This is a genomic window from Dyadobacter sp. UC 10, assembly GCF_008369915.1.
Classification (GTDB): Bacteria; Bacteroidota; Bacteroidia; order Cytophagales; family Spirosomataceae; genus Dyadobacter.
In genome coordinates this window covers 3,294,918-3,320,852 of record NZ_VSRN01000001.1, presented here as the reverse complement: position 1 = coordinate 3,320,852, position 25,935 = coordinate 3,294,918, and the positions used below count along the sequence as shown (strand labels likewise).

Annotated in this window: 23 protein-coding genes; 12 read left to right on the top strand and 11 right to left on the bottom strand. The window is 45.8% G+C overall.

What is annotated here, in order from left to right; translation table 11 throughout:
• The first annotated feature begins 11 nt into the window (after positions 1 to 11).
• Complete coding sequence (locus tag FXO21_RS13795; RefSeq protein ID WP_149640614.1) at positions 12 to 1,655, top strand: M1 family metallopeptidase; 1,644 nt, start codon at positions 12 to 14, stop codon at positions 1,653 to 1,655.
• On the opposite strand, the gene FXO21_RS13790 is transcribed toward FXO21_RS13795, so the two are convergent.
• The 3 genes from FXO21_RS13790 to mazG are packed head-to-tail and all read right to left on the bottom strand — an operon-like array spanning position 1,652 to position 3,731.
• Positions 1,652 to 2,314 (bottom strand): thiamine diphosphokinase, encoded by a 663-nt coding sequence (locus FXO21_RS13790; protein WP_149640613.1) that lies wholly within the window; start codon positions 2,312 to 2,314, stop codon positions 1,652 to 1,654. The genes FXO21_RS13795 and FXO21_RS13790 overlap by 4 nt on opposite strands.
• 6 nt (positions 2,315 to 2,320) lie before the next feature.
• Positions 2,321 to 2,935: a hypothetical protein gene (locus FXO21_RS13785; RefSeq protein ID WP_149640612.1), complete on the bottom strand. Its 615-nt coding sequence runs from the start codon at positions 2,933 to 2,935 to the stop codon at positions 2,321 to 2,323.
• Positions 2,898 to 3,731 (bottom strand): nucleoside triphosphate pyrophosphohydrolase, encoded by an 834-nt coding sequence (gene mazG / locus FXO21_RS13780; protein ID WP_149640611.1) that lies wholly within the window; start codon positions 3,729 to 3,731, stop codon positions 2,898 to 2,900. The genes FXO21_RS13785 and mazG overlap by 38 nt, the downstream gene beginning before the upstream one ends.
• Before the next feature lie 132 nt (positions 3,732 to 3,863).
• On the opposite strand from mazG, the gene FXO21_RS13775 reads away from it, so the two are divergent.
• A complete protein-coding gene (locus FXO21_RS13775) occupies positions 3,864 to 5,711 on the top strand; it encodes an ABC transporter ATP-binding protein (protein WP_149640610.1) in 1,848 nt (615 codons plus the stop codon).
• On the opposite strand, the gene FXO21_RS13770 is transcribed toward FXO21_RS13775, so the two are convergent.
• A complete protein-coding gene (locus FXO21_RS13770; RefSeq protein ID WP_149640609.1) occupies positions 5,712 to 6,182 on the bottom strand; it encodes a PaaI family thioesterase in 471 nt (156 codons plus the stop codon). It lies immediately after the preceding gene.
• A 165-nt stretch (positions 6,183 to 6,347) separates the two neighbouring features.
• Between FXO21_RS13770 and FXO21_RS13765 the strand changes: the two genes are divergently transcribed.
• Together FXO21_RS13765 and FXO21_RS13760 are read left to right on the top strand one after the other, a co-directional pair.
• Complete coding sequence (locus FXO21_RS13765) at positions 6,348 to 7,145, top strand: phosphosulfolactate synthase (RefSeq protein ID WP_149640608.1); 798 nt, start codon at positions 6,348 to 6,350, stop codon at positions 7,143 to 7,145.
• A 30-nt stretch (positions 7,146 to 7,175) separates the two neighbouring features.
• Positions 7,176 to 7,832 carry a DedA family protein gene (locus tag FXO21_RS13760; RefSeq protein WP_149640607.1) on the top strand — a complete coding sequence of 219 codons (657 nt, stop codon included), beginning with the start codon at positions 7,176 to 7,178 and terminating at the stop codon, positions 7,830 to 7,832.
• A 130-nt stretch (positions 7,833 to 7,962) separates the two neighbouring features.
• Here FXO21_RS13760 and guaB read toward each other — a convergent pair whose 3' ends face one another.
• Complete coding sequence (gene guaB, locus FXO21_RS13755) at positions 7,963 to 9,435, bottom strand: IMP dehydrogenase (protein ID WP_149640606.1); 1,473 nt, start codon at positions 9,433 to 9,435, stop codon at positions 7,963 to 7,965.
• Positions 9,436 to 9,608: 173 nt separating this feature from the next.
• Between guaB and FXO21_RS13750 the strand changes: the two genes are divergently transcribed.
• Genes FXO21_RS13750 through FXO21_RS13730 form a run of 5 tightly spaced genes read left to right on the top strand, consistent with a single transcriptional unit; the run spans position 9,609 to position 16,570 of the window.
• Positions 9,609 to 10,163, top strand: coding sequence for an RNA polymerase sigma factor (locus FXO21_RS13750; protein ID WP_149640605.1), 555 nt, complete (start codon positions 9,609 to 9,611; stop codon positions 10,161 to 10,163).
• Between the two features lie 8 nt (positions 10,164 to 10,171).
• On the top strand, positions 10,172 to 11,173 hold the full coding sequence (locus tag FXO21_RS13745) for a FecR family protein (RefSeq protein WP_149640604.1): 1,002 nt from the start codon (positions 10,172 to 10,174) through the stop codon (positions 11,171 to 11,173).
• A gap of 22 nt (positions 11,174 to 11,195) precedes the next feature.
• On the top strand, positions 11,196 to 14,636 hold the full coding sequence (locus tag FXO21_RS13740; RefSeq protein WP_149640603.1) for a TonB-dependent receptor: 3,441 nt from the start codon (positions 11,196 to 11,198) through the stop codon (positions 14,634 to 14,636).
• A 38-nt stretch (positions 14,637 to 14,674) separates the two neighbouring features.
• Positions 14,675 to 16,114 (top strand): RagB/SusD family nutrient uptake outer membrane protein, encoded by a 1,440-nt coding sequence (locus FXO21_RS13735; RefSeq protein ID WP_149640602.1) that lies wholly within the window; start codon positions 14,675 to 14,677, stop codon positions 16,112 to 16,114.
• A gap of 30 nt (positions 16,115 to 16,144) precedes the next feature.
• Positions 16,145 to 16,570: a hypothetical protein gene (locus tag FXO21_RS13730; RefSeq protein ID WP_149640601.1), complete on the top strand. Its 426-nt coding sequence runs from the start codon at positions 16,145 to 16,147 to the stop codon at positions 16,568 to 16,570.
• Positions 16,571 to 16,579: 9 nt separating this feature from the next.
• On the opposite strand, the gene FXO21_RS13725 is transcribed toward FXO21_RS13730, so the two are convergent.
• The 5 genes from FXO21_RS13725 to mutY all read right to left on the bottom strand — a co-directional run bounded on the left by FXO21_RS13725 (position 16,580) and on the right by mutY (position 21,845).
• Positions 16,580 to 17,896 (bottom strand): transporter associated domain-containing protein, encoded by a 1,317-nt coding sequence (locus tag FXO21_RS13725; protein ID WP_149640600.1) that lies wholly within the window; start codon positions 17,894 to 17,896, stop codon positions 16,580 to 16,582.
• A gap of 129 nt (positions 17,897 to 18,025) precedes the next feature.
• Positions 18,026 to 18,505 (bottom strand): single-stranded DNA-binding protein, encoded by a 480-nt coding sequence (locus FXO21_RS13720; protein WP_149640599.1) that lies wholly within the window; start codon positions 18,503 to 18,505, stop codon positions 18,026 to 18,028.
• A 60-nt stretch (positions 18,506 to 18,565) separates the two neighbouring features.
• Positions 18,566 to 19,771 (bottom strand): Gfo/Idh/MocA family protein, encoded by a 1,206-nt coding sequence (locus FXO21_RS13715; protein ID WP_149643491.1) that lies wholly within the window; start codon positions 19,769 to 19,771, stop codon positions 18,566 to 18,568.
• A gap of 114 nt (positions 19,772 to 19,885) precedes the next feature.
• Entirely contained in the window at positions 19,886 to 20,746 is an 861-nt protein-coding gene (locus FXO21_RS13710) for a phytanoyl-CoA dioxygenase family protein (protein ID WP_149640598.1), read from the bottom strand.
• A gap of 19 nt (positions 20,747 to 20,765) precedes the next feature.
• Positions 20,766 to 21,845: an A/G-specific adenine glycosylase gene (mutY, locus tag FXO21_RS13705; RefSeq protein WP_225865678.1), complete on the bottom strand. Its 1,080-nt coding sequence runs from the start codon at positions 21,843 to 21,845 to the stop codon at positions 20,766 to 20,768.
• A gap of 159 nt (positions 21,846 to 22,004) precedes the next feature.
• On the opposite strand from mutY, the gene FXO21_RS13700 reads away from it, so the two are divergent.
• The 3 genes from FXO21_RS13700 to FXO21_RS13690 all read left to right on the top strand — a co-directional run bounded on the left by FXO21_RS13700 (position 22,005) and on the right by FXO21_RS13690 (position 25,005).
• A complete protein-coding gene (locus tag FXO21_RS13700) occupies positions 22,005 to 22,310 on the top strand; it encodes an HU family DNA-binding protein (protein ID WP_026631310.1) in 306 nt (101 codons plus the stop codon).
• 27 nt (positions 22,311 to 22,337) lie between these two features.
• Positions 22,338 to 23,177 (top strand): tetratricopeptide repeat protein, encoded by an 840-nt coding sequence (locus FXO21_RS13695; RefSeq protein ID WP_149640596.1) that lies wholly within the window; start codon positions 22,338 to 22,340, stop codon positions 23,175 to 23,177.
• Positions 23,178 to 23,442: 265 nt separating this feature from the next.
• On the top strand, positions 23,443 to 25,005 hold the full coding sequence (locus tag FXO21_RS13690; RefSeq protein WP_192579217.1) for an Rne/Rng family ribonuclease: 1,563 nt from the start codon (positions 23,443 to 23,445) through the stop codon (positions 25,003 to 25,005).
• A 94-nt stretch (positions 25,006 to 25,099) separates the two neighbouring features.
• Here the strand turns inward: FXO21_RS13690 and FXO21_RS13685 are convergent, their stop codons facing one another.
• Positions 25,100 to 25,927: an enoyl-CoA hydratase/isomerase family protein gene (locus FXO21_RS13685; RefSeq protein WP_149640595.1), complete on the bottom strand. Its 828-nt coding sequence runs from the start codon at positions 25,925 to 25,927 to the stop codon at positions 25,100 to 25,102.
• Positions 25,928 to 25,935: the final 8 nt, after the last annotated feature.

Sequence of the window (25,935 nt, the reverse complement as noted above, 5' to 3'; positions counted from 1 at the left end):
AAAATATACAAATGAACCTACGCCAATTTGTCTTCTGTGCACTTTTGTCAGCTATTTCAATATCCGGCTTTGCACAAGAGCATAAATTCACCCGCGCCGATACGCTGCGCGGCTCCATTACACCCGAGCGCGCCTGGTGGGATCTGACTTACTATCACCTAAAAGTCAAACCAAATGCACAGGACAGCACACTGACCGGCAGTACTATGATCATTTACAAAGTATTACAACCGAATCAGCGCATCCAGGTAGATTTACAGCAGCCCCTGCTGATCAGTAAGGTAATCCAGGATGGCGAATCGCTTGAATTCAAGCGCGACGGTAATGCCTTTTTTATCGATCTGAAAAAGAAGCAGGAAACTGGAAAAACAGAAAGTATCGAGGTATTCTATTCAGGAAAACCGCGGCTGGCCAAGAACCCGCCCTGGGACGGTGGCGTACAATGGATACCTGATGGTCAAGGGAATACGATTATTTCAACCTCCTGCCAGGGACTGGGTTCCAGCGTGTGGTGGCCTTGCAAAGACCATATGTACGATGAGCCCGACAGCATGCAGATCAGCATCACTGTCCCTCAAAAAATGACCGACATTTCAAATGGAAAGCTGCTTTCCGTGGTTAAAAATGATGATAACACGCACACTTTCAATTGGGTAGTAAAAAACCCGATCAATAATTACGGCGTGAATATGAATGTGGCGAATTATGTGAGCTGGAACGAGACTTACAAGGGCGAAAAAGGCGATTTGCCTCTTAGCTATTACGTTTTGCCAAAAAACCTGGATAAGGCGAAAGAGCAATTTAAACAGGTACCGATGATGCTGAAAGCTTTTGAGCATTGGTTTGGGCCCTATCCTTTTTATGAAGATGGTTACAAACTCGTGGAAGTCCCTTACCTCGGCATGGAACACCAAAGTTCGGTGACGTATGGAAATGATTACAAAATGGGCTACCGGGGGCGCGATTTGTCCAACACCGGCTGGGGTTTGAAATGGGACTTTATTATCATTCACGAAAGCGGTCACGAGTGGTTTGCAAATAATATTACCTACAAAGATGTGGCTGATATGTGGGTTCACGAGAGTTTCACAAACTATTCCGAAAACCTGTATACAGAGTATTACTTCGGCAAAAAAGCGGGTTCTGAATATGTGATAGGAACCAGAAAACTGATCGAAAATAAAGCGCCGATCGTCGGAATTTACGGCGTGAACCACGAAGGTTCGAAAGATATGTATTACAAAGGTGGGAATATGCTGCATACCATTCGCCAGGTAGTGAATGATGATGAAAAATGGAGGCAGATTCTGCGTGGGTTGAATAAGACTTTTTATCACCAGACTGTCGATGGCTCGCAGATTGAAGAATATGTAAGCAAAGAATCCGGAACGGATTTAAGCAAGGTATTTGACCAATATCTCCGCGATACGCGCATTCCGGTTCTTGAATACAGTTTTGGAGGAAAAGGCCTGCAATACCGCTGGACGAACGTAGTAGCAGGTTTTGAAATGCCGGTAAAAGTGCAGGTGGGCTCCGGAAAAGAAGAATTTATTTACCCGACAACCGACTGGAAAACGATCAAGGCAAAGTCTGAGAAGAGACTGACCGTTGACCCAAACTTTTACGTAGAAGCCAAAGAAAGCAAGACTTCCTAGTCCCAGCATTCCATAATCAGCATATCCCCTTTTTGGGCGGAAATCCTGACCATCCCATCCGCTTCGGCCTCGTTGCTGTTGCCTGTGCGGTGGCCTAAGGTCAGGGTTTCGTTGTTTAAATTGTATTTCAGCCCGGAAGTTTCAATACCATCCACGGCTCCGATTGGGATCAAAGAAATCGGCGTGCCGGCGGCGTACCATTTTTCAAAAGTCCCGGTAAGCGGGAATATTTTAGAATAATCATCAAACATTACCAGCCTGATCTTGTCTTTATAGCGAACAAGATTAGTGATATTCGTAACTGCGTGATCAGCGCGACGGCCGGTTGCCCACACGATATTTGCAGCCGGAAAACCCCTTCCTATCAGAAAATCAATCCCCTTTTCAAGGTCTGTTTTCTCGGTATCTGGCGTGTTGACTATTTCAAGCGGTTGTTGCCGGGCAAGGATTGCTTCAAAATCATGCGGATCATCAAAATCACCCAACCAAACATCAACTTTAATACCCAGTTCGAGCACGCGGTAGATGGCATTGTCAAGCACGACGATGAACGGGCTCCATTCCAGCAGCTGCCCCAGTAACTCTTCACTGCAAGCCTCTCCATTGGCGATGATCAGCGCCGGCTCCTGCTTTTCGCGTACAATATGGTGTGATGACATTATCTATTATCTACTTTTTATCAGCGCAACCAGCTCCTGAAATTGATGATTCATCTCATCAAATCGCTGATCCATTCTCAATTCCAGATTATCGAGCCGCGCCTCAACCTTTTCCAACCGCTCTTCAAGCTTTTCCAACTGCCCTTCAAGCCTTTCTAATCGCCCTTCAACCTTCTCTAATCGACCTTCAAGCTTATCCAACCGCACTTCGATTCTGTCAATACGAACTACCAGGCGTTCGACCTTATCCTCCAATTTATCAAACCCGACTTCCAACCGGTCGACTTTCGTTTCCAGCCTGTCAAACCTGATATCATGATCATCGAGTTGATTGGTGATCACAACTAATTTCTCCTGAACATCCGCAAAGCCCGTTTGTACCAGTGTCGTCAGTGAGGCTAATCCTGTTGCTATCATTTCAATCTGCTTTCCATGTTCAACACATATATTCTCCAATTGATCAATTCTTTGTTCAATAAACATATTCGTGCGTGCTATTAAAGTGTGACCTGACAAAACGCCGGCAATATCTCCCTTAAAAGCATTTTTCGCAATCCCCCAAAAAGGGGTATTTATTTGCGGGTCATACCCCCAATTTTTTGGCTTTATTCCAATATGCATCCATTTCAGAAAGCGTCATGTCCGCCAGCGATTTTCCGTCGGCTTTGGAAGCTTCTTCCAGGTATTGGAAGCGGCGGATGAATTTTTTGTTTGTTCTTTCAAGTGCGGTTTCCGGGTTGATGTCAACGAACCTTGAATAGTTTACCAACGAAAACAAAAGGTCGCCAAACTCCCCTTCCGCTTCTTTCTGATCGATCGCCTGGCCTGTTTCAATATCAAAATGCTGCTTGAATTCTTCCAGTTCTTCCTGCACCTTTTCCCAGACCTGCTGCTTCTCGTCCCAATCAAAACCTGCGCCTCTTGCTTTTTCCTGGATACGCATTGCTTTTACCAACGCAGGCAAGGAACCTGGCACGCCCGACAATACCGATTTATTCCCTTCTTTCAATTTCAATTTCTCCCAATTCTGTTTCACAGCTTCTTCCGAATCAGCGACGGTATCTCCGTAAATATGTGGATGCCGGGAAATGAGTTTATCACAAATTCCATTTAAAACATCCTGTATATCAAATTGATAGCTCTTTTCGGGATCAGGCTCAGAGGCAATTTTGGCATAAAACACAAGGTGCAGCATGATATCGCCCAATTCCTTCCGGATCTCCGGCAGGTCGTTTTCCAGGATCGCATCGGAAAGTTCGTAAGTTTCCTCTATTGTCAAATGCCGCAGACTTTCGAGGGTTTGCTTCCGGTCCCAGGGACATTTTTCCCGCAGCTCGTCCATAATAGTCAGCAAGCGATCAAACGCCATGAGTTGGTCCTGGCGCTCTTTTGGAAGCGATTCAAAGTGTTTTTCCATAAAACAAAGATAGGCAAAGCAACCTTCACGGGCTCTTTTTAGCGTAGATTACTCCGCTTCCGAATGCAGTTTGACCAGAGAACTTTTTCAGTATTAAAATGTTAATCAAAACGTTAACTAAAAATTGCATCATTGAGCAAACCCCGCGGACCGCGTCCTGATCATCCAACTTCCGCAAATAATCAATCTTTCAAAAAGCGGTTCTCCGCACTGCAAAACCTGCCCAGATTTTTCCGGCTGGTTTGGCAAACCAACAAACTGCTCACGATCGGAAATGTTACGTTCCGGCTATTGAAATCGGCACTTCCGCTGCTGATCTTATACATAGGGAAGGAAATCATTGATCAGGTCGTTTTTCTGATCGATCACCGCGACAGCTCGCATCAATACCTCTGGCTGCTGGTCGGCGCTGAGCTGGCATTAACGATTATTTCCGACCTTCTCAATCGCTGCATCAGCCTTTTTGATAGCCTGCTGGGAGATCTGGTGGCCAACAAAACTTCCGTCGACCTGGTACATCACGCCGCCCGGCTCGACCTGTATCAATTTGAAAATCCGGTTTTTTACGATAAACTGGAACGTGCCCGGCGGCAAACGTCGGGACGAACTGTGCTGCTTTCGCAAACACTCGCTCAAATGCAGGATATGCTCACTTTGCTCTCACTGGGCGCAGGGTTGGTGATTTTCAATCCCTGGCTGATATTGATTTTGATCGTCGCGGTGATTCCTTCTTTTATTGGCGAAACACATTTCAATGAAAAAACCTATTCGCTCACGCGGAGCTGGACACCGGAGCGGCGCGAGCTGGATTATCTGCGGTATCTCGGATCGAGCGCTGAAACGGCAAAAGAAGTGAAGGTTTTCGGGCTGGAAAATTATCTTGCCAGCCAGTTTAAATCACTTTCCGACAAATACTTTCTTGCAAACAAAAAAATTGCGGTCGCACGTGCCGGCTGGGGTTATTTACTTTCAGCAATAGGGACTCTGGCTTACTATGGCGCCTACATTTTTGTACTCGCGCAGACGCTCAGCGGCATGATCACGATTGGTACGATGACATTCCTTTCAGGTTCATTCCAGAGAATGCATGCGATGTTGCAAAATATCATGAGCCGGTTTTCGAGCATAGCCGAGAATGCATTGTACTTGCAGGATCTTTTTGATTTTTTTGAAATACAACCCACAATACCTGCCAATGAAAACGGAGCAACTATTCCGCAGCCGATCAAAAAGGGGATTGCATTTGAAAATGTCGGTTTTAAATATCCTGACAACGATTTCTGGGCATTACGTAATCTTTCCTTTTTTATTCAACCAGGTGAAAAACTGGCATTAGTAGGTGAAAACGGAGCAGGAAAAACAACTTTGGTCAAACTGCTGGCTTCGCTGTACAAACCTACCGAAGGCCGCATCCTGATCGATGGCGTGGATTTGCAGGATTACCAGCTGGCCGATCTTCGGGCTAATATCGGCATCATTTTTCAGGATTATATCCGGTACGAAATGACTGTTGCGGACAATATTGCAGTCGGCGATATTGCGCATATTGACGATAAAACTGCCATTCAAAGTGCCGCAAATAAAAGTATGGCGCACGAGCTGATCGACCGGCTACCGAATCATTATGAGCAGGTCCTTGGAAAACGATTCAAAGATGGTACGGAACTTTCGGGTGGCCAGTGGCAAAAGATCGCACTGGCGAGGGCCTACATGCGCGACGCCCAGATCATCGTTTTGGATGAGCCTACCTCGGCCCTCGATGCGCGGGCGGAACATGAGGTTTTTAAACGATTTACTAATCTGATAGAAGGAAAAATGGCTGTGCTCATTTCACACCGTTTTTCTACCGTAAGAATGGCCGATCGGATATTATTTCTGGAGAAAGGCAAATTAATCGAATCTGGCTCTCACGATGAGCTGCTTGCCCGGGATGGAAAGTATGCCGAACTGTTTAATATCCAGGCGCAGGGTTACCTGTAATCAGAAAGGGATCCGAAAGTTGGTCTGGATCATATTGCTACTGCATTTCGCGATAATTTTACCTTCTGTATCGACGATCTTACCCTCGACATGAATGATATTTTTACCCGACCTGACCACCCAGGATTTGGCAGTAATTACATCACCCACTTTGGCTCCATGCAGGAAATCGCAATTCAGGTTTACCGAAACAAATGCGAATTCGCGACCTAATGCATACACCATCGTCCCGACTACTTCATCGAGGATCGTCGCAGCGATACCCCCGTGTAACCCGCCCATCGGATTTGTCATGTCTTCGCGGACTGTAAATTCGACTTCCATACTTCCCTCGCGGACGTCGATCAGCGTTCCGTTAAGCCATCGCCCAACCGGCGACTTGCTTTCACTGGCCGGCTTTCCAATGTACGCCTGAAGCTGGGCAAGCCGATTGTTTTCTCCGTCAATACTTGGTTTGGTTGAGTCTGTCATGATAAAATACTGGTGAAAAAAACGCAGGGAGCGTCAGTCGAAAAATAGTAATTATCGTAGAAATATCTATGAATCCAAGTCATTATTGTGGATTTAATTGCTATGTTTTGAAGGTTATTACTACCTTTACCGCAGTTTTTGCCAGAGATAAAAGCATACTCATATATGAATTTTACGTTATCGCAGGTCCCCGACCGTTCCCAAAAACCCCGTCAAAAGGGATTGACCATGGTAATGGATAAAGGGCTTAGTATCAGAGAGACAGAGGATATGTTATCAACTTCCTCCCCTTATATTGATATCGTAAAGCTGGGCTGGGCTACCTCTTACGTCAGTCCGAATCTCAACGAAAAACTGGCAGTCTACAAAAACGCCAACATACCTGTTTATTTCGGCGGCACACTCTTCGAGGCATTTGTTGTAAGAAACCAATTTGACGATTACCGCAAGCTGCTCGACAAATATGACCTGAAATACGCCGAAGTTTCCGACGGTTCCATTGAAATGAACCAGGACGTTAAATGCGAATATATCAGTACACTTGCCAAGCAGGTGACCGTTCTATCCGAAGTAGGTTCCAAGGACGAAAACAAAATCATTCCTCCTTACAAATGGATCCAGCTGATCAAATCCGAATTGCAGGCTGGCGCCTGGAAAGTGATCGGCGAAGCCCGTGAATCGGGTAATGTGGGCTTGTTCCGTGCGAGCGGAGAAGTTCGCCAGGGACTGGTTGAGGAAATCCTGACGGAAATTGCTTTTGAAGACATGCTTTGGGAAGCCCCTCAAAAATCACAACAGGTTTGGTTTGTAAAATTGCTGGGCGCCAATGTGAATCTTGGCAATATCGCGCCAAGTGAACTGATTCCGCTAGAAACGATCCGCCTTGGTCTTCGCGGAGATACATTTAACCACTTCCTGAATGCAAAGACCAAGCAAAAATGGAAGATCGACTCCAAATCATAAATACGCATTATCACTCACCTAATATTAGCTATGGAATTTCTAAGGCAGTTTATTGATATCTTTCTCCATCTGGACAAGCATTTATTCGACATTGTTCAGGAGTACGGAACGCTTACCTACCTCATTCTTTTTTTGATCGTATTTACTGAAACCGGTCTGGTAATCATGCCGTTGCTTCCAGGTGATTCGCTTTTATTCGCAGCTGGTGCGATAGCAGCCAATGAAAGCACCGGACTCAATGTCTGGCTGATCATCATTCTTCTGATCATTGCCGCGTTATTGGGTGATAACCTCAATTATTTTGTCGGTAAAAAATTGGGAGGGGAAATCAAGAAAAGAGAAAGGATCCTTTTTCTGAAAAGAGAGTACCTTGAAAAAACGGAGGCTTTCTATGAAAAACACGGTGGAAGCACTGTTATCATGGCGCGTTTCATTCCAATCGTGCGCACCGTAGCTCCTTTTGTAGCCGGAGCAGGAAGTATGAATTATTCCAAATACATCATTTACTGCGTCCTCGGCGCCTTGCTGTGGGTGCCCGCATTAACACTTCTCGGCTTCTTTTTCGGCAATATGGAAATCGTTAAGAAGAACTTCGAACTGGTGATTTTTGCAATCATCGGACTCTCAATATTGCCAATGATTTTCGGATATTTTAAGAGCAAATTCGCAAAGCCGACAGTGGTGTGATGGTTTTGGACTATTAGCTGTTGGCTATTAGCTTTTAGCTGTTGGGCAATTGTAATTTCAAACAAAAAATGCCTTGCATGTTGCAAGGCATTTTTTGTTACGCTAACGGCTAAAAGCTATTAGCCACTACTCAACTTCTCGAATAATTCGGCGCTTCCTTCTGAATCATAATGTCGTGCGGGTGGCTTTCTTTTACACCTGCTGACGTAATTTTTACGAACTGCGCTTTCTGTAAAGCGGCAATATCACCTGCTCCGCAGTAACCCATTCCGGCTTTTAAACCTCCTACCATTTGGTAAACGATCTCGGAAACCTTGCCTTTGAATGGAACGCGGCCTACGATACCTTCGGGAACCAGCTTTTTCACATCATCCTCGGCATCCTGGAAGTAGCGATCTTTTGAACCGTCTTCCATTGCTTCCACCGAACCCATTCCGCGATATGCTTTGAATTTGCGGCCTTCGTAAATCACAATCTCGCCCGGCGCTTCGTCACTGCCTGCGAGCATAGAACCGATCATGATCGTGCTTGCACCGCCAGCGAGTGCCTTGGTCATATCCCCTGAGAAACGGATACCACCATCGGCGATCACTGGTACGTCGGTGCCTTTCAGAGCTTCCGCTGCCCACATTACTGCGGTCAGTTGAGGAACTCCGATACCTGCGATGATACGGGTAGTACAGATACTTCCAGGACCTACGCCTACTTTCACAGCATCTGCGCCTGCGTCGGCCAATGCTTTTGCCCCTTCGCCTGTGGCTACATTTCCTGCGATCACATCGAGTTTGGGAAATTGCGCCTTCACAGATTTCAGTGCTTCGATCACTCCCATTGAGTGTCCGTGAGCAGTATCAAGGCTGATCACATCCACACCGGCTTTCACCAATGCTTCCACCCTTTTCAAAAGATCAGGTGTAACTCCAACTGCCGCACCCACACGCAGGCGGCCGTATTCGTCTTTACATGCATTCGGGTGGGATTTGCGTTTCAGGATATCTTTGTAGGTGATCAAACCTGTCAATCTATATTCTGAATCTACGATAGGGAGCTTTTCGATTTTGTATTCCTGCAGGATCTTCTCTGCGTCGTCGAGTGACAGACCGTCGCTGGCGGTGATCAGCTTGTCTTTCGTCATGATCTCCGTTACCGGTTTCGACATTTCTCTTTCGAAACGCAGATCGCGGTTTGTGAGGATACCGATCAGCTTGTGATCTTTGTCAATGACTGGAATACCGCCGATTTTAAACTCGCGCATAATCTGATGCGCATCGCCAAGGGTAGCTGTATCGTTGAGCGTGATCGGGTCGAGGATCATGCCGCTTTCAGACCGTTTTACCTTTCTTACCTGCTCCGCCTGCGCTTCCAGGCTCATGTTTTTATGGATTATTCCAATGCCGCCTTCCTGGGCCATTGCAATAGCCAGATCAAATTCGGTAACCGTGTCCATCGCTGCCGAAACTAATGGAATGTTCAGTTCGATGTTACGTGTAAGCTTGGTTTTTGTTGTTGTGTTGCGAGGAAGAATTTCTGAATAACCTGGTATTAGAAGAACGTCGTCGTAAGTGAGGGCCTCGAAGAGGACTTTGGATGGGTCTGTGCTCATAGCAAATAAACGATTGTTATTTGCCGGGCAAAATTAGCTATAAGTTTTAAGTCGACCAAAAAAAGGTGAAAACAAGTCCTTTTTAAAAATTATTAAAAAAATGGTAAAACAGTTTAGGGATAATCCGCTGTTGTTTGACCATACCTTTGTAATCCATTTTACGCTGGCATTTGATGAAGCCAATACTTACCGATGAACACCTGGTGATCCAGCTTTCTGAAAGCAGCAAGCGCGCTTTTGAGGAAGTATATAATCGGTATTGGTATAAGCTGTTTTGCATTGCCTACCATCAGACAGGCTCCAGGGAAGAAGCCGAAGAATTGGTCCACGACTTGTTCGAAAGTTTGTGGAACAGGCGTGCGGAGAGCAATATCAAACATCTCAGCTCATACCTGATCATTTCGATGAAGTACCTGATTACCAACCACATAAAATCAAAAATTACGTGGCGGAAGTATCAGGAATATGTACTGCTGAACAAAATGCAGGAAATGTCCACGACGGAAGAGAGGATCGAGTTTAATGATCTCTCCGAGGCGATCGACAAGGCTATGAAAAAACTGCCGGAGAAAACCAGCCGCGTTTTTCAGTTAAGCAGGTTTGAAAATCAGTCAGTGAAGAGCATTGCCAAAGAGCTTCATATTTCAGAAAAGGCGGTGGAATACCATATTACCAGATCGCTCAAGATTTTGAAAGATAATCTGTCGATCTACCAAAGCGATAATTAAGTATTTCCATGAACCAGTACGATTTTCAGCAGACCCTTCACAAATATCTTTCCGGCCAGCACACGCAGGAGGAGGAGGATTTTGTCCTGGAATATTTCAAAAACAATCCAATGGACGAATCTGCGGTTTTCGAAAATGAGAAAGACATCATCGGGAAGCGCATTCAAAAAAAGCTTTTCAGAACTGCATTCGGCAAGCCACTCATTTTGAAGCTAATACCTTTATTGGCCGCAGCGGCTACCATCTTAATAGCGATCGGCATTGGGGTTTTTGTTAAAAACGATCAGGCTCAAATGATGGCCAATGCAGATTTGAGCGCGGAAAAGGGTTTAATGGAATACAGAAACACATCAGATCAGCCGCAGAAAGTAACGCTCGAAGATGGCAGCATTGTGACTTTAAAAAAGAACAGCAGCCTGAGCTACCCGGGTCATTTCGGAGAGAGAAACAGGCAGGTATACCTGCACGGAGAAGCTTTTTTTCAGATCAAAAAGAATATAGCCAAACCATTTATCGTGCATTCCGGAGACCTGGTAACGAAGGTTTTAGGAACAAGTTTTAATATCAAATCTTACGACAAATCTGCATCCGTGGAAGTCCGGGTGAAAACGGGACGGGTTTCGGTGTATGAAGGAACCGAATCTCAATCCAGCACCAAAAACGGTGTAATTCTAACCCCAAACCAAAAGATTGTTTTTAACAAAAAATCCAGAAAAATGGAGTTTTCAATTGTTGAAAATCCTTCATTGCTTATCCCCGTCAGCGAAACGGAGTACGGATTTTCATTTTCCGAAGTACCGGTAAAAAGTGTATTCGCCTCCCTCGAGAAATCTTACGGAATTGATATTGTACTCGAAAACGATACGGCGGATTCCTGCCTCTTTACCGGCGATTTGAACGGATTGACCTTATTCGAGCAACTTGACCTGATCTGTAAGTCGGCCAACATTTCTTATGAAAGACGCGGTACCGCGCTTTTCGTTCAGGGAGCAGGATGTGTTAATGATTAAAAAAGATAAACCTCTAATAACTATGCATAAAAAAATACCCCTCAACCGGGTTGTTTACAGCGTCATGAAAATCACGGCCAAACAACTGCTGATATCTGTTTTATGCTGCGGCATTTCGTTCGCGCACTCCATTTATGGCCAGGAATTGCTCAATAAAGAAATTTTCCTCAAAACAGAATCCCTTGAAATCAAAAAGGTCCTGCAAATGATCGAAAAGCAGGCGGACGTGAAGTTCGTATATAGCACATCGAGCATTCAGAAATTACAGAATGTGACCTTGAAAGAAGTAAAAGGCCCTCTAAGTAAGGTACTTGATCAGCTGCTCACGCCACTCAACGTTTCCTACGAGGTAGTAGGCAGTTCGAGGATATTACTTCGCAAAAAGCCGGTCGACAAGGCAGGTTCGAGCGAAACGAGTAGTATTTCCTCCAATGCGGCCGACCGGACTATTACCGGAAAGGTAACCGACGAAAAAGGCGACGGACTGCCGGGCGTGAATATCCTTTTGATTGGAACGCAGCAGGGTACTTCCACCAACGAAAATGGTGAATACAGGATCACTGTGCCGGATCAGAATGCGACTTTGAAATTCTCTTTCATTGGCTACGTAAGTCAGGAAATCGCTGTGGATAAGGAAATGATCAATGTATCGCTGGCTCCCGATGTGAGTGCCTTGAAGGAAGTGGTGGTTGTGGGCTACGGTACACAGGAGAAAAAAGATATTACCGGAGCTGTTTCGTCTGTTAAAGGTGCCGACTTTCAAAACCTCCCCTCGGGCGGTGCACAGCAGGCTTTGCAGGGAAGAGCTGCGGGGGTCAATGTTGTCAGAAACGGAGGAGCACCCGGCGATGCGGGTTCCATTCAGATACGTGGGTTCGGTACAGTCAACAATTCATCGCCGCTGGTTGTTATCGACGGGATTCCATCAGGGACAATGAATGACGTGAACCCGAACGATATCGAATCCATCGAAATCCTGAAAGATGCGTCGGCTTCGGCGATTTATGGCACGCGGGCAGCAAACGGGGTAATCATCGTAACTACGAAAAGAGGCAAGTTCGACAATCCGCTTTCGGTGACTATTAATGGATACGCAGGTGTGTCGAACCGCATTAAAACACTCGACGTACTTACTGCCCGCGAACTGGCAACGTTAAAGCAGGAAGCTTATACTAACGACGGCCTGCCTGTTCCTGAGATTTGGAAAGACGAAAAGTACCAAACTCAGCTTACCAACTGGCAGGACGAGATTTTGCAGCAAGGCTCTACCCAGAATTACGACGCTTCGATCCGCGGAGGTAGCAAATATTCCACTTTTTCGATTTCAGGAGGTTATTACAAGGAAACCGGGATCATCGGGAAATCGAGCTACAAGCGGCTTACATTCCGCATTAATTCGGATCACAAAATAGGGTCGAGAATTAAGATCGGACAGAATTTCCAGTTTACAAATACACACAATACCGGTCCCGACACGCAATCTTCGCAAACTGGTTTGCTCTGGAGTGCAATACGCTTTCATCCGGGCTTACCGGTTCGAAACGCTGACAGTTCGTACGGTTCGACACAAGGATTGGGAGCATTCGGGGATATTAACAACCCGGTTTTCACGATCGATACGCAGGATAAAGACAATGCGCGTAACCGTTTTTTGGGCAGCGTTTTTGGTGAGATTGAAATTGCAGATGGCTTGAAACTCCGCGCAAACCTGGCTACCGACGCTACTTTCTCACAAAGTCACACTTTTGATGTAAAGATCAACGATCAGTTCCGGACAAATTCTTACAACCAGCTAAGTGTAGGGAACGATAAAAACTGGTCGTTTTTGCAGGAATATTTTCTTTCGTACGATAAGCGTTTTGGCCAACATTCTCTTGGATTGACAGGCGGCTACACCTCTCAGACATTCAATGATATCTTCTCCAACCAGTGGGGCCGCGATTTTCCAAGTGAAGATCCTTCGCTGCGATACATGCAGTATGCCGGAACGATCGTGGCAGTACCGCTGGGTAATGGCGGAAACGGCGGCAGGAGCTACGACGCATTGGCTTCGTTTTTCGGGAGGGTAAATTATTCGTTCAAGGATCGGTATTTGCTTACTGCGACAGTTCGCAGCGACGGCTCTTCCAAATTTGCTCCCGGAAATCAATGGGGCTACTTCCCTGCATTTTCGGCAGGGTGGCGAATTTCCGAAGAGGATTTTTTCAAAAATGCATTGCCGATGTTCGGCAACTTTAAGCTGACCGGCGGCTGGGGTAGACTGGGTAACCAGAATGTAGCTTCCCTGCAATATCTCGCTTTGATCAACTCTACGTACCGTTATGCATTTGGTAACGGAGGAGTACAGAACCAGGTTTCAGGTGCAGCGCAGAGTAGATTGGCTAACCTGCATATTGGTTGGGAAACTGCTGAAATGAGCAATTTCGGACTTGAAATGGAGCTTTTTAAAAACAGCCTCTTCTTCTCTGCCAACTATTTTATCAAAAATACCAAGGATATGCTGCTCGCACCGCCTTCAATAGGCACGATCGGGTCGGCTACAATCCCGGACCAGAATATTGGTCAGCTGCAAAATAAAGGTTTGGAACTGGAAGCTTCGTACCGTCACACGGTGGGCGACTTCACCTTTAATCTGAGCGGTAACGCGACTTTTATCCGAAACAGGATCACCAGACTTGCTACTCCCGGAGGTTTTCTGGCAACGCAGCTTTACGGTCGCGGCCAGCAGGAAATCGTAAGAACTTATGAAGGCCATCCTTACGGCACCTTTTATGGTTACAAAACCGATGGTATTTACCAGAGCCAGGGCGAAATTGATTCGGATGCCAATATCGCAAACGATTCCCGCCGCACCGACGGGCTGATCAAGCCGGGTGATGTCAGGTTTCAGGATCTGAATGGGGACGGAATTGTGGACGACGACGACCGGACGATTATCGGAAGCCCGCAACCAAAGGTCAACTACGGATTTTCGGCAGGCGCCAACTGGAAAGGATTTGACCTGAACCTGTTTTTTGTAGGGGTTGGTGGTTCCAAGATTTTCAATGCAGACAGAATGCAGGGACTCGACGCCAGCTATTCATTCAATCTATATGCAGAGGCAAATGACAGGTGGCATGGAGCCGGAACCGGCAATACGGTACCGCGCGTGAGTATTGATAATGCAAACCGGAATTTCCGCCCATCTGATCTTTTTGTTGAAAAAGGGGATTACCTGCGATTGAAAAATCTAACGCTGGGATATACAATTCCAAAAGATGCGATCGGCAAACTGAAAATGTCGCAGGCGAGGGTTTACGTGACGGGCCAGAATATCCTGACATTTACCAAATACTCGGGCCTCAATCCTGAACTGGGCTATGTGGGGAGCGTCGGCAATGGATCTTACAACCAGCTGAACGTGGATTATGCACAATACCCGCAAGCCCGCACGTGGACAATCGGCGCTACGATTTCTTTCTAAACCCAACGTTCAGATTTACACCGAAGACTTTCAGACCAATGAAAAAAATATCAATACTATCTGCATACATCGCGCTCGCCATGCTCACAAGCTGCGACGATCTGCTTGAAACCACACCTTACGGACAGGTCACTTCCCAGCAATACTGGCGGAATGGCGACGATGTAATCGCTGCCGTGAATGCGGTTTACGCGCCGCTGCTTGATGAAGACGGTTTTGCGCACACCGAATATACTTTCGATAATTGCTCGGACGATATGAACCGCGCCGGTGATCACTCGGATGAAACTTCGCTCGAAATGTTCACTTTCGATGCTTCCAACTCGCATATCCTCGCTACATGGAAAACGAAATATGAGGTCATTTCAAGAGCCAATGCGGTTTTGATCAATGCGCCAAAGGTTGAAATGGACGAAACTTTGCGCAACCGCAGTTTGGGTGAAGCGTATTTCCTGCGCGGCTTTGTATACTGGAGACTTTCACTGATTTACGGCGAAGTACCTATTTTGCTTGAAGAAGATGCATTGGCATTGAATTTCAACAAACCGAAATCCACACTGGCCGAAGTACGCGCGCAAGCTGAATCGGACTTTTTGAAAGCGGCTTCTCTGCTTCCCGTGTCGCACGCGGCCACAGAAGCGGGCAGGGTAACGCAAGGTTCTGCAAATGGTTTTTTGGCCAAATTGTATCTTTACGAAGAACAATGGGCCAAAGCGATCGAAGCAAGCACAAAGGTAACTTCCAATGCAGCCTATAAACTGGCGACCGGATTTAACCAGAATTTCGAGCTGGCTACCGAGAACAACCCTGAAATACTATTCTCGCTGCAATACGAAACCGGCTGGACGACAGACAACTCCCCTACGTTTTACCACACGCCACAGGCATTCGGTGGCTGGGGATTTCATGAGCCTATTGAGGATCTGGTTAAAGAATTTGAAACCGGCGATACACGTAAGTCTTCTTCCATTTTCAGTCCGGGGGATAAAGTGGACCGCAATGCGCAGGGCGAAGAAGTTTTTGCTAAAAATATGACGCGCGTAACTGGTTATGCGTTCAAAAAATATACGCAGTTCGCTGAAAACGGGGATATGAGCCAAAGTCTGAATGCACCGTTTTTGAGAACTGCGGATGTATACCTTCTGGCCGCCGAAGCGAAAATCCGGTCAGGTGCGAATGGTGACGCGGAGTTGAATGCAGTCAGAAAACGTGCGGGATTAGCAGCGATTACGAATGCGACGATGAAGCATATCATGCACGAAAGGCGCGTGGAATTGGCGGGTGAAAACGAGCGCCACCAGGATCTGATGCGCTGGGACAAAGCGGGTTTGATCGATATTTCAGCACATTACAAAATCGACCGCGGACCGAGCAAGCCGCCGCGTAACTTCATCAAACCAAAACATTACTATTTCCCGCTTCCGCAACGCGAGGTGGATTTGAGTAATGGTACCTTGATCCAGAATAGTAATTATTGATATTTTTGAGCAAATAAGTCAAGCCGGATATTGAAAAAGTTACTGATCTTTCTTGCGTTCTCATGGATATCGAGCAGTTGCTCGTCGCACGAGAAAGATATTGTTGGCTTGTGGAGAACTGATTCCATTTCCAATTATGTGAATGGATTTAGTTTTACCAATGATACCAAAGACGCGCACTGGTCTTATTTTGAGTACAGAAAGGACGGATCTTTATTCGAGCGGCGCAAGGGTGAATACAGAAAATCCGCCTATAAACTGATCTCAAAAGATTCGCTGGTTTACCTGGATTCGACTGGAAAAGTGATTAATGGTTATCAGATACTCGACTTAAATGAAAGGAGCCTGGTGCTTAAAAAAGCGCAGGCTCCATATCTTTCCGGTAAAAATCAGGAATTGTATCAGATCAGGTATTTTTCCAAAGCTTCTCCCAAAAACCTCGCAGCTGACCAGTAACCAGCTTTTTTAGCCGACCAATACCCTCACTTTCTTGATCCGCTTCTTATCCGCGGACTGTACTTTAAAGGTCACTTTCCTGTGGGTAGCTACTTCGCCTGTTCTAGGCAATCTTGAAAACAATTCGAGCAATAAGCCTGCAAGTGACTCGCTGTTACCTCTTACTTCTTCAAAATAGTCACTTTCCAGCCCCAAAATGCGGCATAAGTCGTTGATCAAAACCTTTGCTTCGAAAACGTAGGTATTCTCGTCTACCTGTGTGTAGTTAACTTCCTCGTCTTCATCATATTCGTCATTAATATCCCCGAATATTTCCTCAATAATATCTTCGAGCGTGATCAGCCCGCTGGTTCCGCCATATTCGTCCACCACGATCGCCATATGCACGCGCCTGCTCTGAAAATCCTTCATCAGGTCGTCCAGTCGCTTGCTTTCGGGGATAAAGTAGACGGGCCGGATCAGCTTTTGCCAATTGAAATGTTCGTCGAGATGAATATGCGGCAAGAGATCTTTTACATTCAAAATACCCTCCACGTGGTCCAGATCGTCGCGGAATATAGGAACCCGCGAGTAGCCCGACTTATTGATCTTGTCCATTAACTCGTGGAAATCAAGGTCAATATCAAATGCTGTAATATGCAACCGTGCCTGCATTGCTTTTCTTGCAATCGTCTGCCTGAAATTGGCGAGACCTCTTAAAAGGTCTGTTTCCTCTTCACTTTCCGCTTTTGCTTCCAGCATTTCGGTTGTGATCTGCGCGCCTTCCGGCGTGAATATGCCGAAAAAGTAACCCAATTTTAAAACTGGCTGGGTGAGTGGCTGGCAAATTTTGATCAAAAACCGGGTTAATCCTGAAATACGGGGAATGATTTCGTTCGCGCGCCTGGCTGCATTGTAGCGAACGATCGCATCCACCCAGATCCAGAAAGCAAGCAGGGCCAACCCCAGCCAGCGGAAATTTTCGTTTTGTGGGTTTTCTAAAAAAATCCAAACAAGCCGGACAGCCAGCAGTAACGCAAAAAGTGTGATTGCGCGCTGAACGAGCGATAATGCAGTTTGCTGAATGCGGGTAGGGAGTTGATTTTCCTCGTCGGGCTTCCGGTCCCAGGGGTTTTCCATTGCGCCGGCGGCCGCGTAGGCAGCCCGGATTCCGGAAAGGGATAATGAAAAGAGGAATAGAAAAATTACGAGGATTAAATCGTACGGAGCTAAGAAATCAACGGGTACAAATGCCCCTGCCAGAATGGATTGCGTACATTTTTGGGGAATTGAAATCCCCGTACGCGTTCGGGCAAGCGGGTCGTCACTGTCTGCGGTCTCCTTCACGGAATATAGGAAATTGTTGATTTAAATTTTCAATAAGATAAATGTAGTTATTATGCTGCTAAAAAGGTGCTTCCAGGCGTATAATTACATTTGTCTCTTGGCTGAACCAACGATTTAATCCTCAAAAAATCAAAATGGCAGATCGTCGTCATCATTACTGCCAGATGCCAGCGAAGGCGGGATAGGATCGGAAGAACGAGGCGCCTGGGCTGCTCTGGGCTGCTGGTTCTGCTGCTGATATCCTCCGCCGCTTTCTCCGCCGGGAGTGGAGCCGGATGGTCCGCCGAGCAAAGTCATACTATTGGCGCGAATAGTAACTCCCGTACGCTGCTGACCTTCTTTGTCCGTCCAGCTGTCGGTACGAATGCGCCCTTCGATATAGACCTGATTTCCCTTTTTAAGATATTTCTCTGCGACTTTGGCAAGTCCTTCCCAAAGTTCAATGCGGTGCCACTCCGTATTATCCACACGCTCGCCGCTTTTATTGGTATAGCTTTCGGTGGTAGCGATATTAAATTTTGCGACTGCTGAACCGCTTTCCAGGTAACGAACTTCCGGGTCACTACCCAGGTTACCGATCAAAATTACTTTATTAACACTTCCTGCCATGATTCTTAGTTGTGGATTGAATGAAGGTTTAAAGATAAAAATATAAAAACAAATGCGCCGCTAAATGTCCTGCTCAGTGATCCTGCCGCTGATCTTATCTTTCAAAATCAATTTATTGCGCCCATCGTGGGTTACTTCTTTTTTAATTAAATAGTAATCTTCATTATAGGAAACGTAGTTGGAAGGCTTCGTAACCCCTTCCTTTCCCCGCCACACAGGCAGCTCTACTTTCTCCCACAATTTGGTTTTGGCCGATTTATAAGCCGCATCGATCACGGCATTCACGACATAACCGTCATAAAAAGTCTCAGCCGGCTCGGTCCCTTTCTCAGCGGAGTTGAACATATCGGTAAACATGTGGTTATAACCCAGATCATTCACTTCATCCCCCACCGGAAATAACCAGCCCGTATTGCTTTCGGCCTTTTCGGCTACATATTCTTCTCCTGAGCCCTCCGAATTCTGGCCGGTGATGAACATTTCAAAACCTGTCCGCAGGAAATTGTTAATCCAGATCGTGCCTTCGGTTCCCATTACTTCATCGCGTAAATCCATTCCGCCACGGAACGTCCAGCTAACCTCAAACTGCCCGATCGCGCCGTTTTCATATTTGACCAATGCGATCGCATGATCCTCCGCATCGATCGGTTTCACTTGGGTATCTGCCCAGCACATTACTTCCACCGGCCGGATATCTTTTCCGATAAAATTCCTTGAAATCTCAATACAGTGACAGCCCAGATCCAGAATACAGCCGCCACCTGCCTGTTCGATATCCCAGAACCACTCGCTGTGCGGCCCGGGATGCGCCTCGCGGGACTTGGCCCAGATAATCCGGCCCAACGAACCGTTCTTCACGCTTTCCAGTGATTTCAGAAATTTTGGGGTATAGCAAAGATCTTCCAGGTAACCTGCAAAAATCCCCGCCTCTTCCACTGCCTTCATCATGCGCAAAGCCTCCTCGCCATTCCTCCCCAATGGTTTAGTGGAAACAACCGCCTTTTTATGTTTGGCGCAGAGCATCACAGCCTGCTCGTGAATATTATTCGGCAATGCAATGCAGACCATGTTAACATCCGGATGCGCGATTACCTCCTCCATATCGGAAGACCAGAAGTCGCAACCGTAATCGGCAGCAAACTTTTGAGCGCTTTCTTCACGGCGCGCATAAATGGCCACAACCCTGTCGCGGCCGCGCTGCCCGTGAATAGATTCAGCATAAAACCGTCCGATAAAACCGGAACCCAGCATTGCTATTTTTTGCATAATATCTTTGTCATTAATTGTCATAAATAGTCATTTTTAGTCATTGATTGTAGGAGGAACATTTAAAACAATAAATGACCATAATGACAATCAGTGACTGTCAATGACGATACCCTAAATTCCAGTCTTCACCTCCGACTCCCACCCAGTCGTTTTCAACGCCGGATCGTCTTCTTTTTTCAGGAAATCGGCATTGCCGAAGGAATTGGCTTCCCATTCCAAAAGTGCCTTGTCCGGTACAATCGAAACGGGCACTTTCCAGGAATTTGAAGTTTCTGCGTAGGCAATATTCGATTGGGAATTGTAACAGGATATCAGCGACCAGCGTGGATGATCGGACAAGTTCGCTTCGGACCTGTGCATCAGGTTACTATGAAAAAACAAGGCATCTCCCGGCTCGATTTCGCAATACACAAGTTCCATCGTTTTTAAGGCATGGTTCACCATTTCCATGTCCGCGCCTACCTGCTCACCGGCAAACCCATGATTTACGCGCCCCATTTTGTGCGAACCTTTGATCACCTGCAAACAACCATTTTCCTTATTAGCAGGCGTCAATGCGATCATCACGCTCATTAACTGGTCCGGAAAAATAAACTGATTTTTGTACCAATACCCATAATCCTGATGCCACTCCCACGCGCCTCCTACTTTTGGCTCCTTCTGCATCAGCTTTGTGTGAAAATGGCAAACCTGACTATCCTGCCCCAGCAACTGCCAGACCGAATTGACCATTCGCTCACTCCTGATCAGGTAGCCAAAAACGTCGTCGCCTGGCGTAAACCATAGCGAGAGCTTCGTTTTCTTGCCGGACTGGTCATTCAGATCCATTGCATTTTTCTGCATGACTGAATTTTCAACCGCCGTGCTATATAGCTTCGCAATTTCTTTTTCTGAGAAAAGGCTTTTCACGATCACATAACCATCGCGGTTATAATCTTCAACCTGACTGGAATTCAAACTAAAACTTGTCATAGCTATCAGTTTTAAGCGTTTACAGGTATTTCTCTTCTTTCAAAAAGGTATCAATTAAAATCGGCTTGGGAAGGGACTCGACCTCTTCTTTTGTGTAAAAAGTCAACTCTGCAGGCAAATCTATTGTATTGGTTTCCGAAATTTCCAGCCACCAGAATTTAACATGCAATCGCTGGTGGGTTAATAGGTGTGTATAAACTCTCGAAGTTATTTTCAGTATGCCATTTTGGAGCAAACGGGCCGGAAAATCCATACTCTGCAACTCATCCGGATCGTCGGTGGGTGAAGTAGATTCGATCATGTAAAAATCGTAAAGTCCCTGCCAGATATCCTTTGAGGGACGCTCTTTCATCGCCAGCTGACCACTTGATTCGAGTACGATATAATTAAAAAACCTTTGTTTCACCTTCAACTTTTTCACCTTCACAGGCAGCTTGTTCTGCATATTGTGGGCAAAAGCAAAACAGATATCTGTAAAAGGACAAATGTTACAGGCAGGAGAAACGGGCACACACTGCAATGCCCCAAACTCGATCATCGCCTGGTTGTAAGTAGCGGGATCATCGAAAGGTACCAGTTGCGCAGCCATCAACGCAAACTCCTTCTTACCCTGATTACTCAGCATATCAGCCTGAATGCCAAAAATCCGCGACATCACCCGGTACACATTTCCGTCAATCGCAGCAACAGCTTCCCCGAATGAGAATGAGGCAATCGCGGCCGCAGTATAATTTCCCAATCCTTTCAACTTTGAAAGTCCGGCTGCTGTTTCGGGAAACCTGCCACCGTACTCATTCACAACCTGTCTGGCAGTATAATGCATATTCCTGGCCCGGGAATAGTAGCCCAGGCCCTGCCAGAGGCGAAGTACATCACGTTCGTCGGCCTTAGCCAGATCGAAAACGGTTGGATAATTCAGTAAAAACTTCTCGTAATAGGGTGTTCCCTGAGCAACGCGGGTCTGTTGTAATATGATTTCCGACAGCCAGATTTTGTATGGATCGGTCGTCTGACGCCAAAGAAGCTTTCTATGATTTTTTATATACCAGAATTTTAATTTTTCGTTAAAGTGGCCAATCAGCTCTGTATCTGGTATCAATATATTTCCTTCATTATACACTGTTATTTAATCAATTAGAAAAAAAATGAAACCGTCATTCTTTTAAATTCTCTTAAAATTACCGTACCTTTGTGTTCCCAAAATTCAGAGGAGTAAGTAAATAAATGAAATAATATCCACTTAAAGTAAACAATCAAAGTGACTAAGGCAGACGTAATCGCACAGATTTCTGAAAAAACAGGTGTTGACAAAGGCGACGTTCAGCAAACGCTGGAATCGTTTTTCACCGTGGTAAAGGATTCCCTTTCTGAGGGCGAGAACCTTTATGTTAGAGGGTTTGGTAGTTTTATTAATAAAAAACGTGCGCGTAAAGTTGCCCGTAATATCTCGAAGGGAACTTCTATGATCATTGACGAGCACTTTGTACCTAGCTTCAAACCTGCCAAAGTATTTGTTGAACAGGTTAAGGAAAGTGACAAACTGAAAGCAGTTGCTGAAAAGTAATTGCCTGCCACCTAGGGTTATAATTTTATGAAAAAATCCATTTTTCTTTCTTGCGTACTTGCAGTTGCACTTGTTGGAACGCTATTCAGCCTTCCCAAGGTAGTTGTTAATACAAAGGGAAAGGACGTGGATCAGGAGAGGAGTCAACCTGCCGCAGCCTCTACTGAAGCTGCACCGGAAGCTGCTACCAAGCATGATGGAGCCGCTTTGACACCCGATCAATTGAAAACGATAGATCGGCTGAGAAGCGGCTTCAATCAGGCAAATGCGAAGGACAAGGCTTCGGCTGGAATTGAGCTTTCGAACAAATTCGCCGAGCTTCAAAAATTTGACAGCGCCGGATTTTACGCCGAACAGGTTGCGATTCTTTCTCCAACTGTTGAAAACATCCTTCGTACGGGCGACCGGTATTACGAGGCATATGGGTTCGCAGTAAACGACGAGAAAGCAAAGAACCTTGGCGCTAAAACCCGGGAATACTATGAAAAAGCGCTGAAACTAAACCCTGGCCTGCTGGCAGCGAAAGCCAATATGGCCATGACTTTCGTCAACACCGAGAACCCAATGGCGGGTATTCTCATGTTGAGGGAAGTGATAGACACAGATCCTACCAACGAACTTGCACTGTTCAATTTGGGGATCCTATCAATGAGATCAAATCAATATTCGAAAGCTTCTGACAGGTTCAGGCAGATCCTGACCAATAACCCGGCTAATACCAAGGCGAAGTTTTATCTTGGTCTTACATTGGTGGAGCTGGGCGACAAGGAGCAGGCTCGCAAAGTACTGACAGAAGTGAAGAAAGAGGAGAAGGATCCGGTGATCCAGCAAGCTATCGGCGAACTGGAAACCCGCCTGAACAATTGACAGACAACTGATTAAAGGAATTAATTTTTATTTATAAACGACATAATTATGCCTTGCGGAAAGAAAAGAAAAAGACATAAGATCTCAACTCACAAGAGAAAGAAAAGACTTAGAAAGAACAGACATAAGAAGAAATAATTTGCATGACCGGGTTTTTATAAGATCCGGTCATCCTTTCTTCACTACATTTGCAATACCCCATTTGATCTCACAAATAGCGGGCGGTTAAGTATCAACATTATATAGCCACTTAGTTGGTTGAACATTGAGTAACGAATTACTAATCAATTCTACTCAAAAGGGAGAACGTATAGCCCTTTTGCAGGATAAACGTCTTTTAGAATACCACGTCGAAACACCGGATCAAAGCTTTACCGTTGGGGATATTTACCTAGGTACTGTTCGAAAACTGGTAGCAGGCCTCAATGCCGCTTTTGTTGATGTCGGTTTTGAAAAGGATGCATTCCTGCACTACCTCGATCTGGGACCCAATATTAATTCCCTCAACAAGCTCACGAAGGAAGTTATTTCCAAAAAAGCGAATTCAGGCAAGCTCAACAATTTCAAGATGGAGCCTGAAATTGAGAAACTTGGGAAAATTGATAAGGTACTCTCCAAAAATCAGCCAATTCTTGTTCAAATCGTTAAGGAGCCTATTTCTACAAAAGGCCCCCGCCTCTCCTGCGATATTTCCATAGCTGGACGCTATATAGTCCTGGTACCGTTTTCTAACTCCGTCAATCTTTCAAAGAAAATTACGGACAAACAGGAAAGGAACCGCCTGCAACGTCTGATGTCTTCTATTAAGCCCGCTAACTTCGGTGTGATCATTCGCACAGTGGCGACGGGTAAAGATGTAGATGAACTTAACCGTGATCTGCAGGACTGCCTGGATAAGTGGGAAAACGGCATCAAAGCACTGCGCGACGCCAAGCCCAGGGACCGGATTATCGGTGAAATGAACCGCGCTTCTTCGATCATTCGTGATATGCTGAATGAATCATTTGACAGCATTACGGTGGATTCCAAGGAAGTTTACGACGATATCAAAGCGTATATCCACAACATTGCACCTGATAAGGAAAACATTCTCAGGCTGCATAATGGGAAAAATAAGTTATTTGAACAATTTGGTCTGGAAAAACAGATCAAGTCACTTTTTGGCCGTTCTGTAAGTCTCCCGAACGGAGGTTACCTGATTATCGAGCACACCGAAGCGCTTCACGTAATCGACGTTAACAGCGGTAACAAATCCAATTCCGAGGAGGATCAGGAAGCTACTGCACTGAGTGTCAACCTCGAAGCTGCCAAAGAAATTGCCAGGCAATTGCGGCTCCGGGATATGGGCGGCATTATAGTCGTCGATTTCATCGACATGAAAAAAGCAGAGAACAAGCGGACGCTTTTCGATGTGATGCGCGATGAAATGAAGGGAGACAGGTCGAAATATACCATTCTTCCACTTTCAAAATTCGGCCTGCTGCAAATTACACGTCAGCGCGTACGGCCGGAAATGAATATCGTTACCCGGGAAACCTGCCCTACCTGCGGCGGTACTGGTACAATTCAAGCGAGTATCCTGGTTTCAGACGTGATCGCGAATAATCTGGATTACATTCTTACGAAACAGAACGAGCGCGGTATTACGATTTCGCTGCATCCGTTTCTGCATTCCTATTTCACGAAAGGCCTGATGTCTGAGCAGATGAAATGGTTCTTCCAATATAAAACCTGGATCAAGTTGATCAAAGACAGTTCATTGGGTGTTACTGATTTCAAATTCCACAACAGATACGGGGAAGAAATTGAGATTGTACCTGTGAATTGAGGTGAAGCTGTTAGCTGTTAGCTGTTAGCTGTTAGCTGTTAGCTGTTAGCTGTTAGCTGTTAGCTGTTAGCTGTTAGGCAATTGGCTTGGGTGATTATTTGTTCTGCCAGTTTTGAATTCTTTTTTCTTTGAAGGCAAGAACACCTTCTTTTGCATCGTTTGTTGTCAGCAGGAAATCCAATTGTGCTTTCAGGAATGTATGCCGCTCAGTTTCAGGAATATTCTTCATTCGCTGAAATGCAGATATACCCGTTTTTATAGCAAGCGGCGCATTCTGACAGATTAAATTAGCCAGACCATTCACTTCGGAATCGATAGTTTCCTTTTCCACTACCGCAGTAACCAATCCGTATTCGAAAGCCTCCTTCGAAGAATAGTTACGGCCGGTAATTGCCATTTCCAGCGCTTTCCTGTCAGGAACAATCTTAGACAAAGAAGCCATTACCTGCATTGGCCAAATGCCGCGCTTTACTTCCGGCAAGCTGAAATTTGCATTCGGGATACTGATTACAAAAGTGCAGCCGCAGATGATGAGAAAGCCTCCTGCAAGCACCGGGCCTTCTACTTTTGCGATAGCAGGTTTAAGTAAAGCATCAAAAGCATCACCTAATCGCGCCTCTTCGCGTATTGTTGGTAGCGTATTATTTTTCTGGTCAGCGGAACTGTCATGAAATGCATTCAGATCAGCGCCTGCACAGAAAACCGGGCCGGCTGCCTGCAAAATCACACATCTGATTTGTGGATTGTAATGCGCAAAAGCAATTGCATAAATGATCTCTTCGACCATCGTAGGCGTGAATGCATTCCTTTTTTCAGGCCTGTTCAGCGTGATGGTAAAAATATGTCCGGTTAATGTAGTTTGAATGTACAAAAACCGGACAGTATCGAAAGTCTGAGTATCTTCTTGAGAGTAGAATTGCATTGCCAAGC